At 71.9% G+C, this 16,226-nt stretch carries 14 protein-coding genes; 5 read left to right on the plus strand and 9 right to left on the minus strand.

From position 1 onward, the window contains the following. Nucleotides 1-124: 124 nt before the first annotated feature. On the plus strand, nt 125-1,627 hold the full coding sequence (locus AB0N16_RS06225) for an MFS transporter (protein ID WP_365793578.1): 1,503 nt from the start codon (nt 125-127) through the stop codon (nt 1,625-1,627). A gap of 98 nt (nt 1,628-1,725) precedes the next feature. Here AB0N16_RS06225 and AB0N16_RS06230 read toward each other — a convergent pair whose 3' ends face one another. Together AB0N16_RS06230 and AB0N16_RS06235 are read right to left on the minus strand one after the other, a co-directional pair. Next, complete coding sequence (locus AB0N16_RS06230) at nt 1,726-3,096, minus strand: VWA domain-containing protein (protein ID WP_365793580.1); 1,371 nt, start codon at nt 3,094-3,096, stop codon at nt 1,726-1,728. Continuing rightward, the gene (locus AB0N16_RS06235; protein ID WP_365793582.1) at nt 3,093-3,950 is read right to left on the minus strand and encodes a MoxR family ATPase; all 858 of its coding nucleotides are present in this window, start codon (nt 3,948-3,950) and stop codon (nt 3,093-3,095) included. The genes AB0N16_RS06230 and AB0N16_RS06235 overlap by 4 nt, the downstream gene beginning before the upstream one ends. 223 nt (nt 3,951-4,173) lie before the next feature. Between AB0N16_RS06235 and AB0N16_RS06240 the strand changes: the two genes are divergently transcribed. The 4 genes from AB0N16_RS06240 to AB0N16_RS06255 are packed head-to-tail and all read left to right on the plus strand — an operon-like array spanning nt 4,174 to nt 7,099. Further along, nucleotides 4,174-4,854 carry an ABC transporter permease gene (locus AB0N16_RS06240; RefSeq protein WP_365793584.1) on the plus strand — a complete coding sequence of 227 codons (681 nt, stop codon included), beginning with the start codon at nt 4,174-4,176 and terminating at the stop codon, nt 4,852-4,854. Further along, a complete protein-coding gene (locus AB0N16_RS06245) occupies nt 4,851-5,522 on the plus strand; it encodes an ABC transporter permease (RefSeq protein ID WP_365793586.1) in 672 nt (223 codons plus the stop codon). The genes AB0N16_RS06240 and AB0N16_RS06245 overlap by 4 nt, the downstream gene beginning before the upstream one ends. Then, nucleotides 5,519-6,460, plus strand: a complete 942-nt coding sequence (locus AB0N16_RS06250) for an ABC transporter substrate-binding protein (protein WP_365793588.1) — start codon at nt 5,519-5,521, stop codon at nt 6,458-6,460. The genes AB0N16_RS06245 and AB0N16_RS06250 overlap by 4 nt, the downstream gene beginning before the upstream one ends. Nucleotides 6,461-6,502: 42 nt before the next feature. Next, the gene (locus tag AB0N16_RS06255; protein ID WP_365793590.1) at nt 6,503-7,099 is read left to right on the plus strand and encodes a hypothetical protein; all 597 of its coding nucleotides are present in this window, start codon (nt 6,503-6,505) and stop codon (nt 7,097-7,099) included. Nucleotides 7,100-7,134: 35 nt separating this feature from the next. Here the strand turns inward: AB0N16_RS06255 and AB0N16_RS06260 are convergent, their stop codons facing one another. From AB0N16_RS06260 to rhaI, 7 genes are all read right to left on the minus strand, one after another. Beyond that, nucleotides 7,135-8,289: a betaine/proline/choline family ABC transporter ATP-binding protein gene (locus AB0N16_RS06260; protein ID WP_365793592.1), complete on the minus strand. Its 1,155-nt coding sequence runs from the start codon at nt 8,287-8,289 to the stop codon at nt 7,135-7,137. Between the two features lie 166 nt (nt 8,290-8,455). After that, entirely contained in the window at nt 8,456-9,115 is a 660-nt protein-coding gene (locus tag AB0N16_RS06265) for an LUD domain-containing protein (protein ID WP_365793594.1), read from the minus strand. Then, a complete protein-coding gene (locus AB0N16_RS06270) occupies nt 9,112-10,590 on the minus strand; it encodes a LutB/LldF family L-lactate oxidation iron-sulfur protein (protein WP_365793596.1) in 1,479 nt (492 codons plus the stop codon). The genes AB0N16_RS06265 and AB0N16_RS06270 overlap by 4 nt, the downstream gene beginning before the upstream one ends. Then, on the minus strand, nt 10,587-11,342 hold the full coding sequence (locus AB0N16_RS06275) for a (Fe-S)-binding protein (RefSeq protein WP_365793598.1): 756 nt from the start codon (nt 11,340-11,342) through the stop codon (nt 10,587-10,589). The genes AB0N16_RS06270 and AB0N16_RS06275 overlap by 4 nt, the downstream gene beginning before the upstream one ends. A gap of 71 nt (nt 11,343-11,413) precedes the next feature. Beyond that, a complete protein-coding gene (locus tag AB0N16_RS06280) occupies nt 11,414-12,859 on the minus strand; it encodes a rhamnulokinase family protein (protein WP_365793600.1) in 1,446 nt (481 codons plus the stop codon). Continuing rightward, complete coding sequence (locus AB0N16_RS06285; RefSeq protein ID WP_365793602.1) at nt 12,856-14,895, minus strand: bifunctional aldolase/short-chain dehydrogenase; 2,040 nt, start codon at nt 14,893-14,895, stop codon at nt 12,856-12,858. The genes AB0N16_RS06280 and AB0N16_RS06285 overlap by 4 nt, the downstream gene beginning before the upstream one ends. 118 nt (nt 14,896-15,013) lie before the next feature. Next, on the minus strand, nt 15,014-16,183 hold the full coding sequence (rhaI, locus tag AB0N16_RS06290; protein ID WP_365793604.1) for an L-rhamnose isomerase: 1,170 nt from the start codon (nt 16,181-16,183) through the stop codon (nt 15,014-15,016). Nucleotides 16,184-16,226: the final 43 nt, after the last annotated feature.

Consider the following 16,226-nt stretch of genomic DNA (forward strand, 5'->3'; position numbering starts at 1 on the left):
CGGCCCGCACCGGAAACGGATGTAGCTCCCCCCAGCACGAGCCGCATTCCCCAGGGGACACCCAGGTGACCCCCACGGCATCGGATTCCCCGTAACCACAGCCGATGGGAAACAGAGGTACGCCATGGCAAAGACGCCGGAAGACCTCAGCACGACCCCTGTAACGCCCGCACCCGCGGAACCGACCGGCGGCCGCCGCACCCGGGCTCTGGCCGTGTGCATCGCCGCCGCCTTCCTGACCCTGCTCGACGTGAGCATCGTGACCGTGGCGCTGCCCTCCATGGAGCGCCACCTGGACATGTCCTCGGCGCAGCAGACCTGGTCGATCGCCGGATACACCCTGACCTTCGGACTGGCGCTGATCCCGAGCGGCCGGCTGGGCGACGAGTTCGGCCGCAAGAAGGTCTTCCTGGTGGGGATGGCGCTGTTCACCGTCACCGGTGTGCTGTGCGGGATCGCCCCCGACGCCGGCTTCCTGGTCGCGAGCCGGCTCGCGCGCGGGGTGGCGGCCGGGCTGGTCGCGCCCCAGGTGGTGGGCCTGCTGCACCAGATGTACCCGCCGCGCGAACGCGGCCGTGCCTTCGGCTACTACGGTGCCACCGTCAGCCTCTCCACCGCTGTCGGCCCGCTCCTCGGTGGCGCGATCCTCCAGGGCTTCGGGACGGCCGACGGCTGGCGCTGGATCTTCTACCTCTTCATCCCGTTCGACCTGGCCGTCCTGCCGCTCGCCGTGCGGCTGCTGCCCGGGAGCCGGCGTGCCGAGCGGCACGGCAGCCTGGACCTGGTCGGCGCCCTGGTCCTCGGGCTCGCCGTCACGGCGGTCATGCTGCCGCTGCTGCAGGGCGGACCGTGGGCGGACCGCAGGTGGTGGCTGGCCTGGACCGGGCTCGCCCTGCTGGAGGTCTTCGTGCTGTGGGAGACGGCGGTGGCGCGCCGGGCCCGCCAACCCCTGGTCGACATCAACCTCTTCCGCGAACGCGCCTACTGGGTGGGCACCCTGGTCGCCGCCGCGCTCTACGGGGGCTTCACCGGCATCTTCATCGTCGTCGCCCAGTTCCTCCAACAGGGCATGCACTACTCGCCGTTCAAGGCGTCCCTGTGCACGGTGCTCTTCACCGTGGGCTCCGCGGTCTGCGGTGTCATCAGCGGCCGGGTCGTGCACCGCGTCGGGCGCCCGCTGGTGATCGTCGGCACCGCCCTCACCGCGCTGGGCCTCGCGGCCACCGCCCTGGTGGTGGGCGCCTCGGGACCCGGCGACAACATGTTCCTGCTGATGGCTCTGCCGCTGTTGGTGGCCGGCTGCGGTGCCGGCTGCGTCATCGCGTCCAACCAGACCCTCGCCCTCCAGCTCGTCCCACGCCGCGAGGGCAGTACGGCGGCCGGCGTGTACCAGACCGGCATGAAGATCGGCACCTCCCTGGGCACCGCCCTGGCGAGCTCCCTCTACTTCAGCCGGCTCCTCGCCGACCACCACGACTTCCCGGCCGCGGCCCGCACCGGCCTGCTCGGCGCGGCAGCCCTGGCCGCCGTCGCCTTCCTGGTGGCCCTGCCCGGACTGACCGTCCGCGGTCGCCGGGCCGCCACGCCGACCGTGGGCGTGCTGGAGGAGCCCGAACCGGCCAGGTGAGGCCGGCGCCGTGGCAGAGCGGGCACGGCGGCCGATCGATCACGGACTGAGAGACCGCCGGGTGCCGTCACCGTCCGCAGGTGACGGCACCCGGTCCGTCACACCGGCAGCAGCCGTGCGATCAGCCCGCTGAGCTGGCGGGCCGTACGGCACTCGTGCATCTCCACCAGTTCCGCGTAGTCGGGTGCCGCCGAGTCGCCCGTGCCCCACAGGGAGCGCGCCTCGGGGTTCAGCCAGTAGACGCGGCGCGCCTGTCCGGCGATCCGGCGGAGGGCCGCGAGGTTCGGGTCGAGGTTGTTGGTGCGGGCGTCGCCGAGTACGAACACCGTGCTGCGCGGACCGACCGCGGCGCCGTACCGCTCCGCGAACTCGCCCAGCGACACCCCGTAGTCGCTGCTGCCGTGCCAGCCGGTGAGCGTCGCCTCGGCGCGGATCCGGGCGCCGAGCCCCTCCGGGTCGGCCCGGCCGTGTTCGAGCAGGCCGGTCACCTCGTCGATCCGGTTGACGAAGGCGAACACCCGGACCTTGCTGAACTGGTCGTGCAGCGCCTGCACCAGCAGCATCGTGAAGTCCGAGAACCCCGACACCGAGCCCGACACATCGCACAGCAGCACCAGTTCCGGCCGGACCGGGCGGCGCCGGCGCAGCACCGGCCGCATCGGCACCCCACCCGTGGACAGCGAACCGCGCAGCGTGCGGCGCAGGTCGATGGTGCCCCGCGCGGCGCGGCGGCGGCGCGCGGCCAGCCGGGTCGCCAGCTTGCGGGCCAGCGGCTGGACAGCCCTGCGCAGTTCGGTGAGTTGATCCCGCCCGGCGAACAGGAAGTCCACCCGGTCGGCGCTCGGCGCCACCGCCCGCCGGGCAATCTCGTCCCGTCCGCGCCGCTCGGCCACCCGGCGCCGGGCCTCCGCCGCGACCATCCCCCGGAACGCCTCGATCCGCCGCCGGATCTCGTCGTCCAGCAGCCGGTCCGTGAACCCCGGGTCCGTGCCCCGCGCCCGGACGTCCGCCCGCACCCGCGCCAGCAGCGTCTGCGGCCGCAGCCGGTCCAGTGTCTGGTACGACGACCAGCCGTCCGAGCCCGGCGAACTCCCGTACCCTCCCATGCCATCCACCGCCTGCGCGGCCAACTGCCGCAGCAGCGCGGTGTCGTCGTCGGCCAGCGCGGCCGCGAGCCGCTCCCGCAACTCGTCCCGGTCGGCGGACTCGGCGCCGGGGCCACCCACGCCGCGCGGGAAGTAGAGGTCGAAGACCTGGTCGAACACGGCCCGTTGGCCACTGCCGTGCAGCAGGGTCGCGGCCAGACCCTCGCGCAGCAGCTCCCGGTCCGCCAGGCCCAGCGCCGCCACCGCCCGGCCCGCGTCCACGGTCTCCCCGGTGCCGACCCGCACCCCGTGCGCCCGCAGTGCCCCCACCAGACCGGTGAGCCGGCCGGCGAGGTCGGCCGGGGCGGGTGCCGCTGCGCTCACAGCGCGTCCAGGTCCAGCTTGGCGGCCGCCTTCTGGATGTCGTCCTGGTGCTTGAGGATCACGCCCAGGGAATCCCGGACGACCTCCTCGTCCAGGGTGTCGGCGCCCAGTGCCAGCAGGGTGCGCGCCCAGTCGATCGTCTCGGCCACAGACGGCACCTTGCGCAGGTCCATCGCCCGCAGCGCCCCGACCACCCGGACCACGGACTCGGTGAGCGCCTCGCCGAGTCCCGGCACCTTCAGCCGTACGATCCGGCGCTCCAGCTCCTCGTCCGGGAAGCCGATGTGCAGGAACAGACAGCGGCGGCGCAGCGCCTCGGACAGCTCACGGCTCGCGTTCGAGGTGAGCACCACGAAGGGGCGGCGGGTCGCGGTGACCGTGCCCAGTTCGGGGACGGTCACCTGGAAGTCGCTGAGCACCTCGAGCAGCAGGCCCTCCACCTCGACGTCGGCCTTGTCGGTCTCGTCGATCAGCAGCACCTTGGGGTCGTCGCCCCGGATCGCGGTGAGCAGCGGGCGGGGGAGCAGGAACTCCTCGCTGAAGATGTCGGTGCGGGCCTCGTCCCAGGTCTCGTCCCGGCCGGCGTTGATGCGCAGCAGCTGCTTGGCGTGGTTCCACTCGTACAGCGCCCGGGACTCGTCCACGCCCTCGTAGCACTGCAGCCGTACCAGCCGGGCGCCGGCGACCTCGGCGACGGCCTTCGCCAGTTCGGTCTTGCCGACCCCGGCGGGGCCCTCGACGAGGAGGGGTTTGCCGAGCCGGTCGGCCAGGAAGACGGTGGTGGCGACGGCGGGAGAGGCGAGATAGCCGGTCTCCGCGAGGCGGGCTGAGACGTCGTCGACGGAAGTGAACAACGGGGGCCTCCGACTGAGCGGCGTAGGAGCTGACCTCCCTATCTAAGCGCTTGTTCAGCGAGCTTGCCACCCTGTATACCGATCGGTTTCCGAATGTACTGCCGAGAGGCGACGGCCGAACAGGACGGCGGACGTCCTCATGGACGCCGCGGGGATGCGCCAGCCGACCCGGACGGGTCAGCACAACGCGCCGGGCTTGTCGGCCGCCCGATGCAATGGACGTGTGACCGCGCCCCCGAACGACTGCCTCGCGCGCAACGAGTGGATCTGCGGTGCCTATCTGAGCAGCCGCCGCCAGATCCTCCTCGACGCGGTCGGCCAGCACCTCCGGCTCACCGCGGTCTCCGTGCTCATCGGGCTCGTCATCGCCGTGCCGCTGGCCGTGCTGGCCCGCCGCTGGCGCTGGTCGGCCGGGCCTGTCCTCGGGGTCACGACGATCCTCTACACCATCCCCTCCCTGGCGATGTTCTCCCTGCTCCTGCCGGTCTACGGCCTCTCGGCCACCCTCGTCGTGGCCGGGCTGGTGCTCTACTCGCTCACCCTGCTCGTCCGCAACATCCTCGCCGGCCTACGCGCCGTCCCGGAGGAGACCCGGCAGGCGGCTCTCGGCATGGGCTACGGCCCGATCCGCCTCCTGCTCACCGTCGAACTGCCGCTGGCCCTGCCCGCCGCGATGGCCGGACTGCGCATCGCCACCGTCTCGGCGGTCTCGCTGGTCACCGTCGGCGCGATCGTCGGCTTCGGCGGGCTCGGCAACCTGATCTACTCCGGCATGAACACCTACTTCAAGGCCCAGGTGCTCACAGCCTCCGTCCTGTGCGTGCTGATCGCCGTCGCCGCCGACCTGCTCCTGCTCGGTGCCCAGCGGCTGCTCACCCCGTGGACCCGGGCGGCCCGTGCATGACGACGCTCGCCGACGCCTGGGACTGGCTCACCGACTCCGCGCACTGGGCGGGCGACGACGGGATCGGGCACCGGCTGCTCCAGCACCTCGTCCTCACCGTCGTCTGCCTCGTCATCAGCTGTGCCATCGCCCTGCCGGTCGCGCTGATCCTCGGCCACCTCGGCAGGGGAGGCGCACTCGCCGTGAACATCTCCAACGTCGGCCGTGCCGTCCCCACCTTCGCCGTCCTGGTCCTGCTGCTCCTCACCCCGATCGGCCGGTGGGGTGAGGGCCCCACGGTGGTGGCCCTGGTGCTGTTCGCGGTACCGCCGCTGCTCACCAACGCCTACGTCGGGATGCGCGAGGTCGACCGGAGCGTCGTGCAGGCGGCGCGCGGCATGGGGATGACCGGGCGACAGATACTGTTTCACGTGGAACTGCCCCTTTCGCTCCCCTTGGTCCTCAACGGTGTGCGGATCGCCGCCGTCCAGCTCGTGGCCACGGCCACCATCGCCGCGCTGGCGGGCGGGGGAGGGCTGGGGCGGATCATCACCGCCGGGTTCAATCTGGCCAGCACCGCCCAGGTGGTCGCCGGGGCGATCCTGGTCGCGGTCTTCGCGCTGATCGTGGAGGGCGTCTTCGAGGTCGCCGAGCGGCTCGCCCCGGTCTGGGTGCGGGGCACGCGGTGAGGTGCCGTACGGCGGTACCGGCCGCGCTGCTGGTCACCCTCACCGCCTGCACCACCGGCCCGTCCCTGGAGAACCGCGGCGAGGTCACCGCACCCCCCGGCGACAGCCGGCATCTGACCATCGGATCCGCCGGGTTCACCGAGAGCGACCTGCTCGCCCAGATGTACGCGCAGCTGCTGAACCAGGCCGGCTACCGGACCTCCCTCCTCACCGTGGCCAACCGGGAGATCTACGAACCCGCCCTGCAGTCCGGGCAGATCGACGTCGTCCCCGAGTACGCGGCCACCTTCGCCGACTGGCTCAACGCCAAGGCGAACGGCCCCGCCGCACCGCCCGTGGGGTCGCCCGACCTCGCCACCACGATGAAGGCGCTGCGCCGCCTGGCCACCCCACGCGGCCTCACGGTCCTGGATCCCGGGCGGGCGGTGGACCAGAACGCCTTCGCGGTCACCGCCGCGTACGCCCGGCAGCACCACCTCAAGACGCTCAGCGACCTGGGCGCCTCGGGGCTGAAGGTGCGGCTCGCGGCGGGTGACGAGTGCGTGCAGCGGCCTTACTGCGAACCGGGGTTGGAAAAGGTCTACGGCATCGACATCACCGGCGTCGACCCCAAGGGCGTCGGCACCACCCAGGCCAAGCGGGCCGTGCAGAGCGGGCAGGACCAGATGGTGCTGACCACGACCACGGACGCGACCCTCGACCAGTTCGGCCTGGTCCTGCTCGCCGACGACAGGCATCTGCAGAACGCCGACTACGTGGTCCCGGTCGTCAACCGCGCACGGGCGGGCAGCGAGCGGGTCACCAAGGCGCTCGGCAAGCTCAACGACGTCCTGACGACGGCCGACCTGGCCGCGATGAACCAGCAGGTCGACAGCTGGCGACGGCTGGCCCAGGACGTGGCCCGCACCTATCTGCGGGACAAGGGCATGGTGAAGTGAGGGCCGGTGCCCGTTGTCAGTGCCGGGCGGTACGTTCCGGGCATGGGGATCTATCTGGTGAGTGTCGGCGCGCAGGAGTGGTTCGGTGAGGACGAGGAGGAGGGCGGCAAGGGTGCCGTCGCCTCGGCCCTGAACGAGGAGCTGCGGCGGCGCGGGCTCGCGCCGTACGAGTCGGTGCCCGAGGCGGCCGGTCTGGTGCGCGGCTCGGGGCAGTCGTTCGAGGAGAAGCTGGTGCCCTCCATGGACGGGTTCGCCGCGCTGTGCCGGAAACAACTGGCACCGGGGGAAGTGGAGTTGCTGCTGGGCTGGTCGGTGCTGGTGCCGGTCTCTCTCGACGGGGAGATCCGGCTGTCCCTTGAATCCGCCTACACCGACGAGACGGTGATCGCCGGCGCTCCCGAGGTGCTCGCCCTCGCGGAGCGGCTGGCGGCGGCGATCCGGCTCCCCGTCGACGCGATACCTGAGGCCTGCGACAACCTCGATCTGACGATGTGGTTCCTGGAGGGCGAGGCCGAGGAAGCCGCCGCCGCCCGCCCCGGCCCGTGGGGCGTGGACCTGGACACCGCCTTCTATGTCGCGCTGTACCTGCGGGCCGCCCAGCACTCGCTGCGCCGGGGCTGTCCGCTGACGTACTGCTGACGAACACCGGCCGGGTCCCCTGGCCGCGGTGCCGGTCAGGCGTCGGAGATCGAGTCGAACGGCACCTGGCCTCGGGAGACGCCGCGCGCGTCCGCGTCCACCGAGCGGCGCAGTGCCTCGTGCAGCTTGGCCGGGGTGAGCACGCCGAGGAAGCGCGAGCCGTCGAGGACCGCGACCCACCCGGCGTCGTACTGGAGCATCACACCGAACGCCTGCTTCAGCGGGGCGCCGACCGGCACCCACGCGGTCATCCGGTGCGCGAGGTCTCCGACGGTGCCGCCGGCCGCCAACTCGTCCCGGCCCACCCAGCCGTGCAGGTCGCCGTGCGGGTCCAGGACCACCGCCCAGCGGGCATCCGACGCCCGCATCCGTGCGGCGGCGCTCTCGGCGGACTCGGCCGGGCGGGCGACCGGCGGCTGCTCCAGGTCGTCCGGCTCGATCTCGGTCACCGACAGCCGCTTCAGCCCGCGGTCCGCGCCCACGAACCCGGCGACGTACGGCGTGGCGGGCGTCCCCAGCACCGCACCCGGCGTGTCGTACTGCTCGACGCGCCCCTGTCCGTACACCGCGATCCGGTCGCCGAGCCGCACCGCCTCCTCGATGTCGTGCGTGACCAGCAGCACCGTCTTGCGCACGGCGGCCTGCATCCTGAGGAACTCGTCCTGCAACTGCTCCCGCACCACGGGATCGACGGCGCCGAACGGCTCGTCCATCAGCAGCACAGGGGGATCGGCGGCGAGCGCGCGGGCCACCCCGACCCGCTGCCGCTGGCCGCCGGAGAGCTGGTCCGGGTAGCGCGGACCGAACGTCCCCGGGTCCAGGCCCACCAGGTCGAGCAGTTCGGCGGCGCGCTCGCGGGCCCTGGCCCGCTTCCAGCCGAGCAGGGCCGGGACGGTCGCGGTGTTGTCGAGGACCGTGCGGTGCGGGAACAGGCCCACCTGCTGGATGACATAGCCGATCCGGCGGCGCAGTTGCACGGGGTCGACCCGGGCGATGTCCTCGCCGTCGACGAGGATCCGCCCGGAGGTCGGTTCGATGAGCCGGTTGACCATCATCATCGTGGTGGTCTTGCCGCAGCCGGACGGGCCCACGAGCGTGACGAGTTCACCCTCCGCCACCTCGAAGGAGAGGCCGTCCACGGCGGTCGTCCCGTCCGGATACCGCTTGGTGACCTGCTCGAACCGGATCATTCCCTCACGCTAGCCGCGACCGTTCCCGACCGCCCCTCGACACCACCCCCTCGGTGCCGGCGCATCGCGCCCGCGCTTCGGCCGGCGCACCGCCTCCCCGGCGCGCGCCCGCCGCCGTACCGCATCCGGGCCACCCGCCCGCTTCACGGGCGGCGTCGCCGAGTGGCTACGGCTTGGCCTCGGCGCTCGGCCGGTCGGCGCTGACCAGCACCACCTCCAGGGTGCGGGGACCGTGCACCCCCTCGACCCGGTCCAGCTCGATGTCGCTGGTCGCGGACGGCCCGGAGATCCAGGTCAACGGGCGGGCCGGGTCGAGGCGTTCCAGAGCCTGGGGCACGGACGACACGACCTGGTCCGGGACCCGCACCACACAGATGTGATGGTCCGGGACCAGCGTGATACGGCGGCGTCCCTGGTCCGGGGCGCCGTCCAGCACGATCGTCCCGGTCTCGGCGATCGCCACCGCACACCCGGTGACCACACTGCCGACCCCGTCGAGCTGGTGCGGTGTGCTCTCGGCGCGGTCCGGGAGCACCTCGGCATCGGCCGCCGAGAGCCACCGCGGGTCCAGCCCCGCCGGTACGACCACCGTCCCGGCCCCGCGCTCGGCGACCAACCGGCCGATCAAGGCAGCGAGTTCACTCTCCGCACACCGATGCACGAGCGCCCGGTAGTCCGCCAGGTTCTCGGCGAGCAGCTCCACCGTCTCCGCGACGCTCCGCTCACCGTGTTCGCGCAGATACGCCCGATCGAGCGGCGCGTCCTCGCCCGGCACATCGGCCAGCGCGCGCCGCACCCGGCCCAGGATCCGGTCCCTGCTACTCACTTCGTACCATCCTGTCCGCCTTTGGTCCGCTGCCACCAGTCCCGGAACGGCTCCGCCGGTACGGCCGGCAGGTCCCGGGTCTCGCTCCACGCCCTGCCCGGACCCGGCAGGGTACGGGGGTGGAAGCGGCGGCTGCGGGAGGCGAACCGCTGGCCGGTGCGCAAGGCGGCCGGGTGCGAGAACGCCCAGCGGGCCGCCCGCATCGCCGCCCGCTCGGCCGCATGCCCCTTCGCCGGTTTGAGCAGCACCTTGTTGCCGTTGCGGACCGCCTCGCCGCCCTCCACGACCCGCTCCCGCAGGTGCACCAGCACCTCGGGGATGTCGATGGCGACCGGGCACACCTCGTAGCAGGCCCCGCACAGCGACGAGGCGTACGGCAGTGAGGCGTCGATCTCGCTCGCCGTGCCCCGCAGCATCGGGCTGAGGATCGCGCCGATCGGGCCCGGGTAGACCGAGCCGTAGGCGTGCCCGCCCGCCCGCTCGTACACCGGGCAGACGTTGAGACAGGCCGAGCAGCGGATGCAGCGCAGCGCCTGGCGGCCGACCTCGTCGGCGAGGGTGTCGGTGCGGCCGTTGTCGAGGAGCACCAGGTGGAAGGTCCGGGGGCCGTCCCCGTCGGTGGTGCCGGTCCACATCGAGGTGTACGGGTTCATCCGCTCGGCGGTCGACGAGCGGGGCAGGGTCTGCAGGAAGACCTCCAGGTCCCGCCAGGTCGGCACGATCTTCTCGATGCCGACGACCGAGATCAGCGTCTCGGGCAGGGTGAGGCACATCCGCCCGTTGCCCTCGGACTCGACCACGACCAGGGTGCCCGTCTCGGCGACCATGAAGTTGGCGCCGGAGATGCCGACCTTGGCACGCAGGAACTTCTCGCGGAGGTGCAGCCGGGCCGCCTCGGCGAGTTCGGCGGGGGTGTCGGTGAGGCCCTCGGGGGCGGGGCGTCCCCACTCGCCCATCTCGCGCCGGAAGATGTCCCGGATCTCCCCCCGGTTCCGGTGGATCGCCGGGACCAGGATGTGCGAGGGCCGGTCCTTGCCCAACTGCACGATCAGCTCGGCGAGATCGGTCTCGTAGGCCCGGATGCCCTCGGCCTCCAGAGCCTCGTTGAGCCCGATCTCCTGCGTGGCCATCGACTTGACCTTGACGACCTCCGACTCACCGGTCTCCTTGACCAGTTCGGTGACGATCCGGTTCGCCTCGTCGGCGTCGGCGGCCCAGTGGACCGTACCGCCCGCCGCCGTCACCGTCTCCTCCAACTGGACCAGATAGCGGTCGAGATGACGGAGCGTATGGTCCTTGATCTGTTTGCCGGCCTCGCGCAGCGGGGCCCAGTCGGACACCTCGGCGACCGCCTTCGCCCGCTTGGCCCGGATGGTGTGCGTGGCATGGCGCAGATTCCCGCGCAGGGTGGGGTTGTTGACTGCCTCGTGCGCGGCCTTCGGAAAGGCCGGCATCCCCAGATACGTCTCGCTCATACGGCCGGCTCCTCCTCCGTGCTCGCCAGGATCTCCGCGATGTGCACCGGCCGCATGCCGGTGCCGAGCCGGGTCATGGTGCCGCCGATGTGCATCAGGCAGGAGTTGTCGGCCGCGCACAGCACCTCCGCGCCCGTCGACTCGGCGTTGCGCACCTTGTCGGCCCCCATCGCCGCCGAGACGTCGGCGTTCTTCAGCGCGAACGTCCCCCCGAACCCGCAGCACTCGTCCGCCCCCGGCAGCTCCACCAACTCCAGTCCCTTCACGGCCTGCAGCAACCGGCGCGGCCGCTCGCCGAGCCCCAGGGCGCGCAGCCCGTGACAGGTCGGGTGATAGGTCACCGTGTGCGGGTAGTAGGCCCCCACGTCCGTCACCCCGAGCACGTCCACCAGGAACTCGGTCAGCTCGTACGTCTTCGGCACCACCGGCGCCAGCGCGATCGCGAGACCGCTCCCGCGCCCCTCCGCCTTGGCCCGCTCGCCCATCCTCGGATACAGCTCCCGCACCATCGCCCCGCACGACCCAGACGGCGTCACGATCGCCTCGTACCCTCCGAAGACATCGGAGAAATGGCGGGCCAGCGGTTCCGTCTCATGACGGTAGCCGGTGTTGTAGTGGGCCTGCCCGCAGCAGGTCTGGGCCATCGGGAAGTCGACCTCGACGCCCAGCCTGGTCAGGAGTTTCACCACGGCACGGCCCGTGTCCGGATAGAGCGTGTCGTTGACACAGGTCAGGAACAGGGCGACACGCATCGCGGCTCCTCGCGGTCGGTCATCGGATGAGTGCAGAGTAATGGGCCGGTGCGGTCAGCGGGAGCCCCGGTTCACCGTGTGGCGAGTCGCGCCTCGGCCGCCGCCCAGCGGGCGGTGCCGCCGCGCGGCGCGTACCGGGTGAGCGGCTGGGTGCGGGTGACCAGCCGCCGGATGCCGGCGAGGTCGCCGACCAGACCGTGCGCACGGGCCTGGACCAGCACGTTCCCTAGGGCCGCCGCCTCCGTCGGACCCGCCACCACCGGCAGCCCGCAGGCGTCGGCGGTGAGCTGGCAGAGCAGTGCGTTGCGGGTGCCACCGCCCACCACGTACACCGTGTCCACCGGGTGATCGGCGAGCCGCTGCGCGTCGGTGACGGCCCGACGGTGGGCGAGTGCCAGGGAGTCGAGAACGCACCGGGTGATCTCGCCGGGAGTCCGCGGCACCGGCTGCCCGGACGCCCGGCACGCCTCGGCGATCCGCTCCGGCATCCGGCCGGGGGCCAGGAACTCCGCGTCCCCCGCGTCCACCACCGAGCGCAGCGCCGGCACGCCGGCCGCCTCCCGCAGCAGCCCGCCCAGATCCGGGTCGCCCCAGGCCCGTACGGACTCCTGGAGCAGCCACAGCCCCATGATGTTGCGCAAATACCGGACCGTGCCGTCCAGCCCCAGCTCGTTGGTGAAGTTGGCGGCCCGGCTCTCCTCGGTCAGCACGGGCGCGGCCAGTTCGAGCCCGGCCAGCGACCAGGTGCCGGTGCAGATGTAGGCGAACCGCTCACCGACCGCCGGTACGGCGGCCACCGCCGACGCGGTGTCGTGCGAGCCGACGGCGGTCACCGGCACCGGCCCGGCGAGCCCGGTCTCCTCAAGGACCTCGGGCCGCAACTCCCCGGCCTTGTCCCCGGGCCGCCGCAGCGGCGCGAACAACCCGAGGTCGATCCCGACCCGGTCCGCCACCTCGTACGACCAGTCGCGCGTACGAGGGTCGATCAGCTGGGTGGTGGAGGCGTTGGTCAGCTCGGTGCCCTGCTCGCCGGTCAGCCAGTACGACAGCAGGTCGGGGATGAGCAACAGCCGCTCGGCACGGGCGAACTGGGCGCTCGAACGCGCCGCCACCAGCTGGTAGAGGGTGTTGAAGGGCGCGTGCTGGAGCCCGGTGCGGGCGTACAGCTCCGCCGCCGGCAGGGTCGCCCACACCTTCTCGGCGATCCCCTCCGTACGGGCGTCCCGGTAGTGCACGGGGTTGCCGAGCAGCGCCCCGTCGGCGTCCAACAGCCCGTAGTCCACGGCCCAGCTGTCGAGTCCGACGGAATCCACCTGCCCGGCCGCTCTGAGACCCTCCAACACCCCGGCGTACAGGGCGAGTACGTCCCAGCGCAGCCCCTCCGGCACCCGCACCGGCCGGTTCGCGAACCGGTGTGCCTCGGCCAGCTCCAGCGAGTCGGGGCCGACGCGGCCGACCATGACCCGCCCGCTGGACGCGCCGAGATCGACGGCGGAATAGGACCTGGGGCCGGTCATCGCAGGAACGCGGCCGCCACGCCCGCGTCCACGGGCACATGCAGCCCGGTGGTGTGGGTGAGCTCCCCGCCCGTCAGCGCGAACACGGCGTTCGCCACATGCTCGGGCAGCACCTCACGCTTGAGGATGGTCCGCTGCGCGTAGAACTCTCCAAGCTTCGACTCCTCCACCCCGTACACGGCGGCCCGCTGCGCCCCCCACCCCCCGGCGAAGATCCCGGACCCGCGCACCACACCATCGGGGTTCACCCCGTTGACCCGGATTCCGTGCTCGCCCAACTCGGCTGCCAGTAGCCGCACTTGATGGGCCTGGTCCGCCTTGGTGGCCGAGTAGGCGATGTTGTTGGGCCCCGCGAACACGGCGTTCTTGGAGGCGATATAGACGATGTCACCGCCGAGCCCCTGGGCGATCATCACCCGGGCCGCCTCCCGCGACACCAGGAACGAACCGCGGGCCATGATGTCGTGCTGGAGGTCCCAGTCCTTCGCCGACGTCTCCAGCAGGGGCTTGGAGATGGAGATCCCCGCGTTGTTGACGACGAGGTCGACCCCGCCGAAGGCCAGTGCGGCGGCCCGGAAGGCGGCGGCGATCTGCTCCTCGTCCGTCACGTCGACGGTGACGGCGACGGCCTTGTCCGGACCGCCGAGCTCCTCCGCGACGGTGGCGGCACCCTCGGCGTCGAGGTCGGCCACCACGACACAGGCCCCCTCGGCGACGAGCCGGCGCGCGATGGCCTTGCCGATCCCGCTGCCGGCCCCCGTCACCAGCGCCACCCGGGTCGCCAGCGCCTTCGGCCTCGGCATCCGCTGGAGCTTGGCCTCCTCCAGCGCCCAGTACTCGATCCGGAACTTCTCCGACTCCTCGATCGGCGCATACGCCGACACGGCCTCGGCCCCGCGCATCACATGGATCGCGTTGACGTAGAACTCGCCCGCGACCCGAGCCGTCTGCTTGTCCTTCCCGAAGCTGAACATGCCGACGCCGGGCACCAGCACGATCGCCGGGTCGGCACCGCGCATGGCGGGGGAGTCGGGCAGGGCATGCCGCCGGTAGTAGGCGGCGTACTCCTCGCGGTACGCCGCGTGCAGCTCCTTGAGCCGGGCGATGACGTCGTCGAGGGGCGCGGCGGGGGGCAGGTCAAGGACGAGCGGCCGTACCTTGGTGCGCAGGAAGTGGTCCGGGCACGACGTCCCCAGCGCCGCGAGCCGCGGATGCTCGGCCCGGGCCAGGAAGTCGAGGACCACGTCGGAGTCGGTGAAGTGCCCGACCTGTGCCCGGTCCCGGGAGGCGACGGCACGGACGTACGGTGCGATGGCGGCGGCCCGCTCCCGCCGTTCGGCCTCCGGCAGCGGACCGTACCCCTCGACGACGGGACCGAAGGGCTCCGCCCTGCCATGCTCGGCGAGGAAGGCCTCGGCGGTACGGATGATGTGCAGCGAGTTCCGCTCGCACTCCTCGGAGGTGCTACCCCAGGCGGTGATCCCGTGCCCGCCGAGGACGCATCCGACGGCCTGCGGGTTGGCGGCCTTGACGGCCGCGATGTCCAGCCCCAGCTGGAACCCCGGCCGCCGCCACGGCACCCACACCACCGAGTCTCCGAAACACTCGGCGGTCAGCTTCTCCCCGTCGGCGGCACAGGCCAGCGCGATCCCGGAGTCCGGGTGCAGATGATCGACATGCGGGGCGTCGACCAGCCCGTGCATGGCGGTGTCGATGGAGGGAGCGGCCCCGCCCCTGCCGTGCAGGCAGTAGTCGAACGCACCGACCATCTCGTCCTCGCGCCCGACGCCCGGATAGACACCGGCGAGCGCCCGGAGCCGGTCGATCCGCAGCACGGCGAGCCCGGATTCGGTGAGGGTGCCCAGGTCCCCACCGGACCCCTTCACCCACATCAGCTCGACATCACCCCCGGTGACGGGATCGGTGGCAGTGCCTTTGGCGGAGGCGTTCCCGCCGGCGTAGTTGGTGTTACGGGGATCAGCGCCGAGGCGATGGGAACGAGCGAGGAGAGCGGCGGCTTCGGGATGGCTGGTCATGAGAGTCCCTGATTTCTCGAGGCACGGGGGGAATGACGCGCCCCTTCAGGGGCGCGGGGAACTGCGCGACCAGCCACATCCGGCCCGCAGCCCGAGACGAAACAGTCGGAGCAGACGCTTACGCACCCCACCCCGCCTGCTGCCCCCCGACCCGCTCAGCGACAACCTTCTCGGCCCACCCGGACCGGGCGTACGAGGAGAGCGGCTCCGGGTCCAACCCCATCTCGGCCCGCACCTCCCGCAGCAGCGGCCGCACATCCGTGTCGTACGCGTCCATCAGCACGGCATTCGCACCGAGCACGTCCCCCGCGGCCTGCGCCGCGGCCAGCGCCCCCCGGTCCACCAGCAACGCCTTGGCCGTGGCCTCCTGCACGTTCATCACCGACCGGATGATCGCCGGGATCTTCGCCTCGATGTTGTGACACTGATCGAGCATGAAGGCCACCTCGGAAGTGAACCCACCCCCGCCCACGACCTCGCACATGATCCGGAACAGCTGGAACGGATCCGCGGCCCCGACCATGAGGTCGTCGTCCGCGTAGAACCGCGAGTTGAAGTCGAAGCCCCCGAGCTTCCCCTCCCGCAGCAGTGTGGCGACGATGAACTCGATGTTGGTACCCGGCGCGTGATGCCCGGTGTCGACCACGACCTGCGCCTTGGGCCCCAGCTTCAGGCAGTGGGCGTAGGCCGTGCCCCAGTCCGGTACGTCGGTCGTGTAGAAGGACGGCTCGAACAGTTTGTACTCCAGCAGCATCCGCTGCCCCTCGCCAAGCCGCGCGTACACCTCGGCCAGCCCCTCCGCGAGCCGGTCCTGGCGCGCCCGGATGTCGTCCTGCCCGGGGTAGTTGGTGCCGTCCGCGAACCACAGTTTCAGGTCGCGGGAGCCCGTCGCGTCCATGATGTCGATGCACTCCAGGAGATGACCGACGGCCTTGCGTCGCACCGCCGCGTCCGGATGGCAGATGCTGCCCAGCTTGTAGTCGTCGTCCTGGAAGGTGTTGGAGTTGATCGCCCCCAGCTTCAGCCCGCGCTTCTCGGCGTGTGCCGCCAGGTCTGCGTATCCATCGGAGCCGTCCACCCTGTCCCAGGGGATGTGCAACGCCACCGTCGGAGCGACCCCGGTCACCGCGTGGACCTGCGCCGCGTCGTCCAGCTTCTCTTTCACCGAGCGCGGCACGCCCTGCTGGGCGAACACCTTGAAACGGGTCCCCGAGTTTCCGTACGCCCATGACGGCGTCTCGACGGCCTGGGTCTTCAGCGCGGCCTTCACCGCGGCGAGGTCGGTCACTTCGGGGCTCCTGGGGTATGAACGTGAAACGATTCAGAACGGC

It is taken from the genome of Streptomyces sp. NPDC051105 (genome assembly GCF_040682795.1).
Classification (GTDB): Bacteria; Actinomycetota; Actinomycetes; order Streptomycetales; family Streptomycetaceae; genus Streptomyces.

Excerpts from the sequence above, each read along its gene's own strand:
- AB0N16_RS06225 (WP_365793578.1), top strand. The coding sequence starts at position 125 with ATGGCAAAGACGCCGGAAGACCTCAGCACGACCCCTGTAACGCCCGCA.
- AB0N16_RS06245 (WP_365793586.1), top strand. The coding sequence starts at position 4,851 with ATGACGACGCTCGCCGACGCCTGGGACTGGCTCACCGACTCCGCGCAC.
- AB0N16_RS06255 (WP_365793590.1), top strand. The coding sequence starts at position 6,503 with ATGGGGATCTATCTGGTGAGTGTCGGCGCGCAGGAGTGGTTCGGTGAG.
- AB0N16_RS06260 (WP_365793592.1), bottom strand. The coding sequence starts at position 8,289 with ATGATCCGGTTCGAGCAGGTCACCAAGCGGTATCCGGACGGGACGACC.
- AB0N16_RS06270 (WP_365793596.1), bottom strand. The coding sequence starts at position 10,590 with ATGAGCGAGACGTATCTGGGGATGCCGGCCTTTCCGAAGGCCGCGCAC.
- AB0N16_RS06275 (WP_365793598.1), bottom strand. The coding sequence starts at position 11,342 with ATGCGTGTCGCCCTGTTCCTGACCTGTGTCAACGACACGCTCTATCCG.
- AB0N16_RS06280 (WP_365793600.1), bottom strand. The coding sequence starts at position 12,859 with ATGACCGGCCCCAGGTCCTATTCCGCCGTCGATCTCGGCGCGTCCAGC.
- AB0N16_RS06285 (WP_365793602.1), bottom strand. The coding sequence starts at position 14,895 with ATGACCAGCCATCCCGAAGCCGCCGCTCTCCTCGCTCGTTCCCATCGC.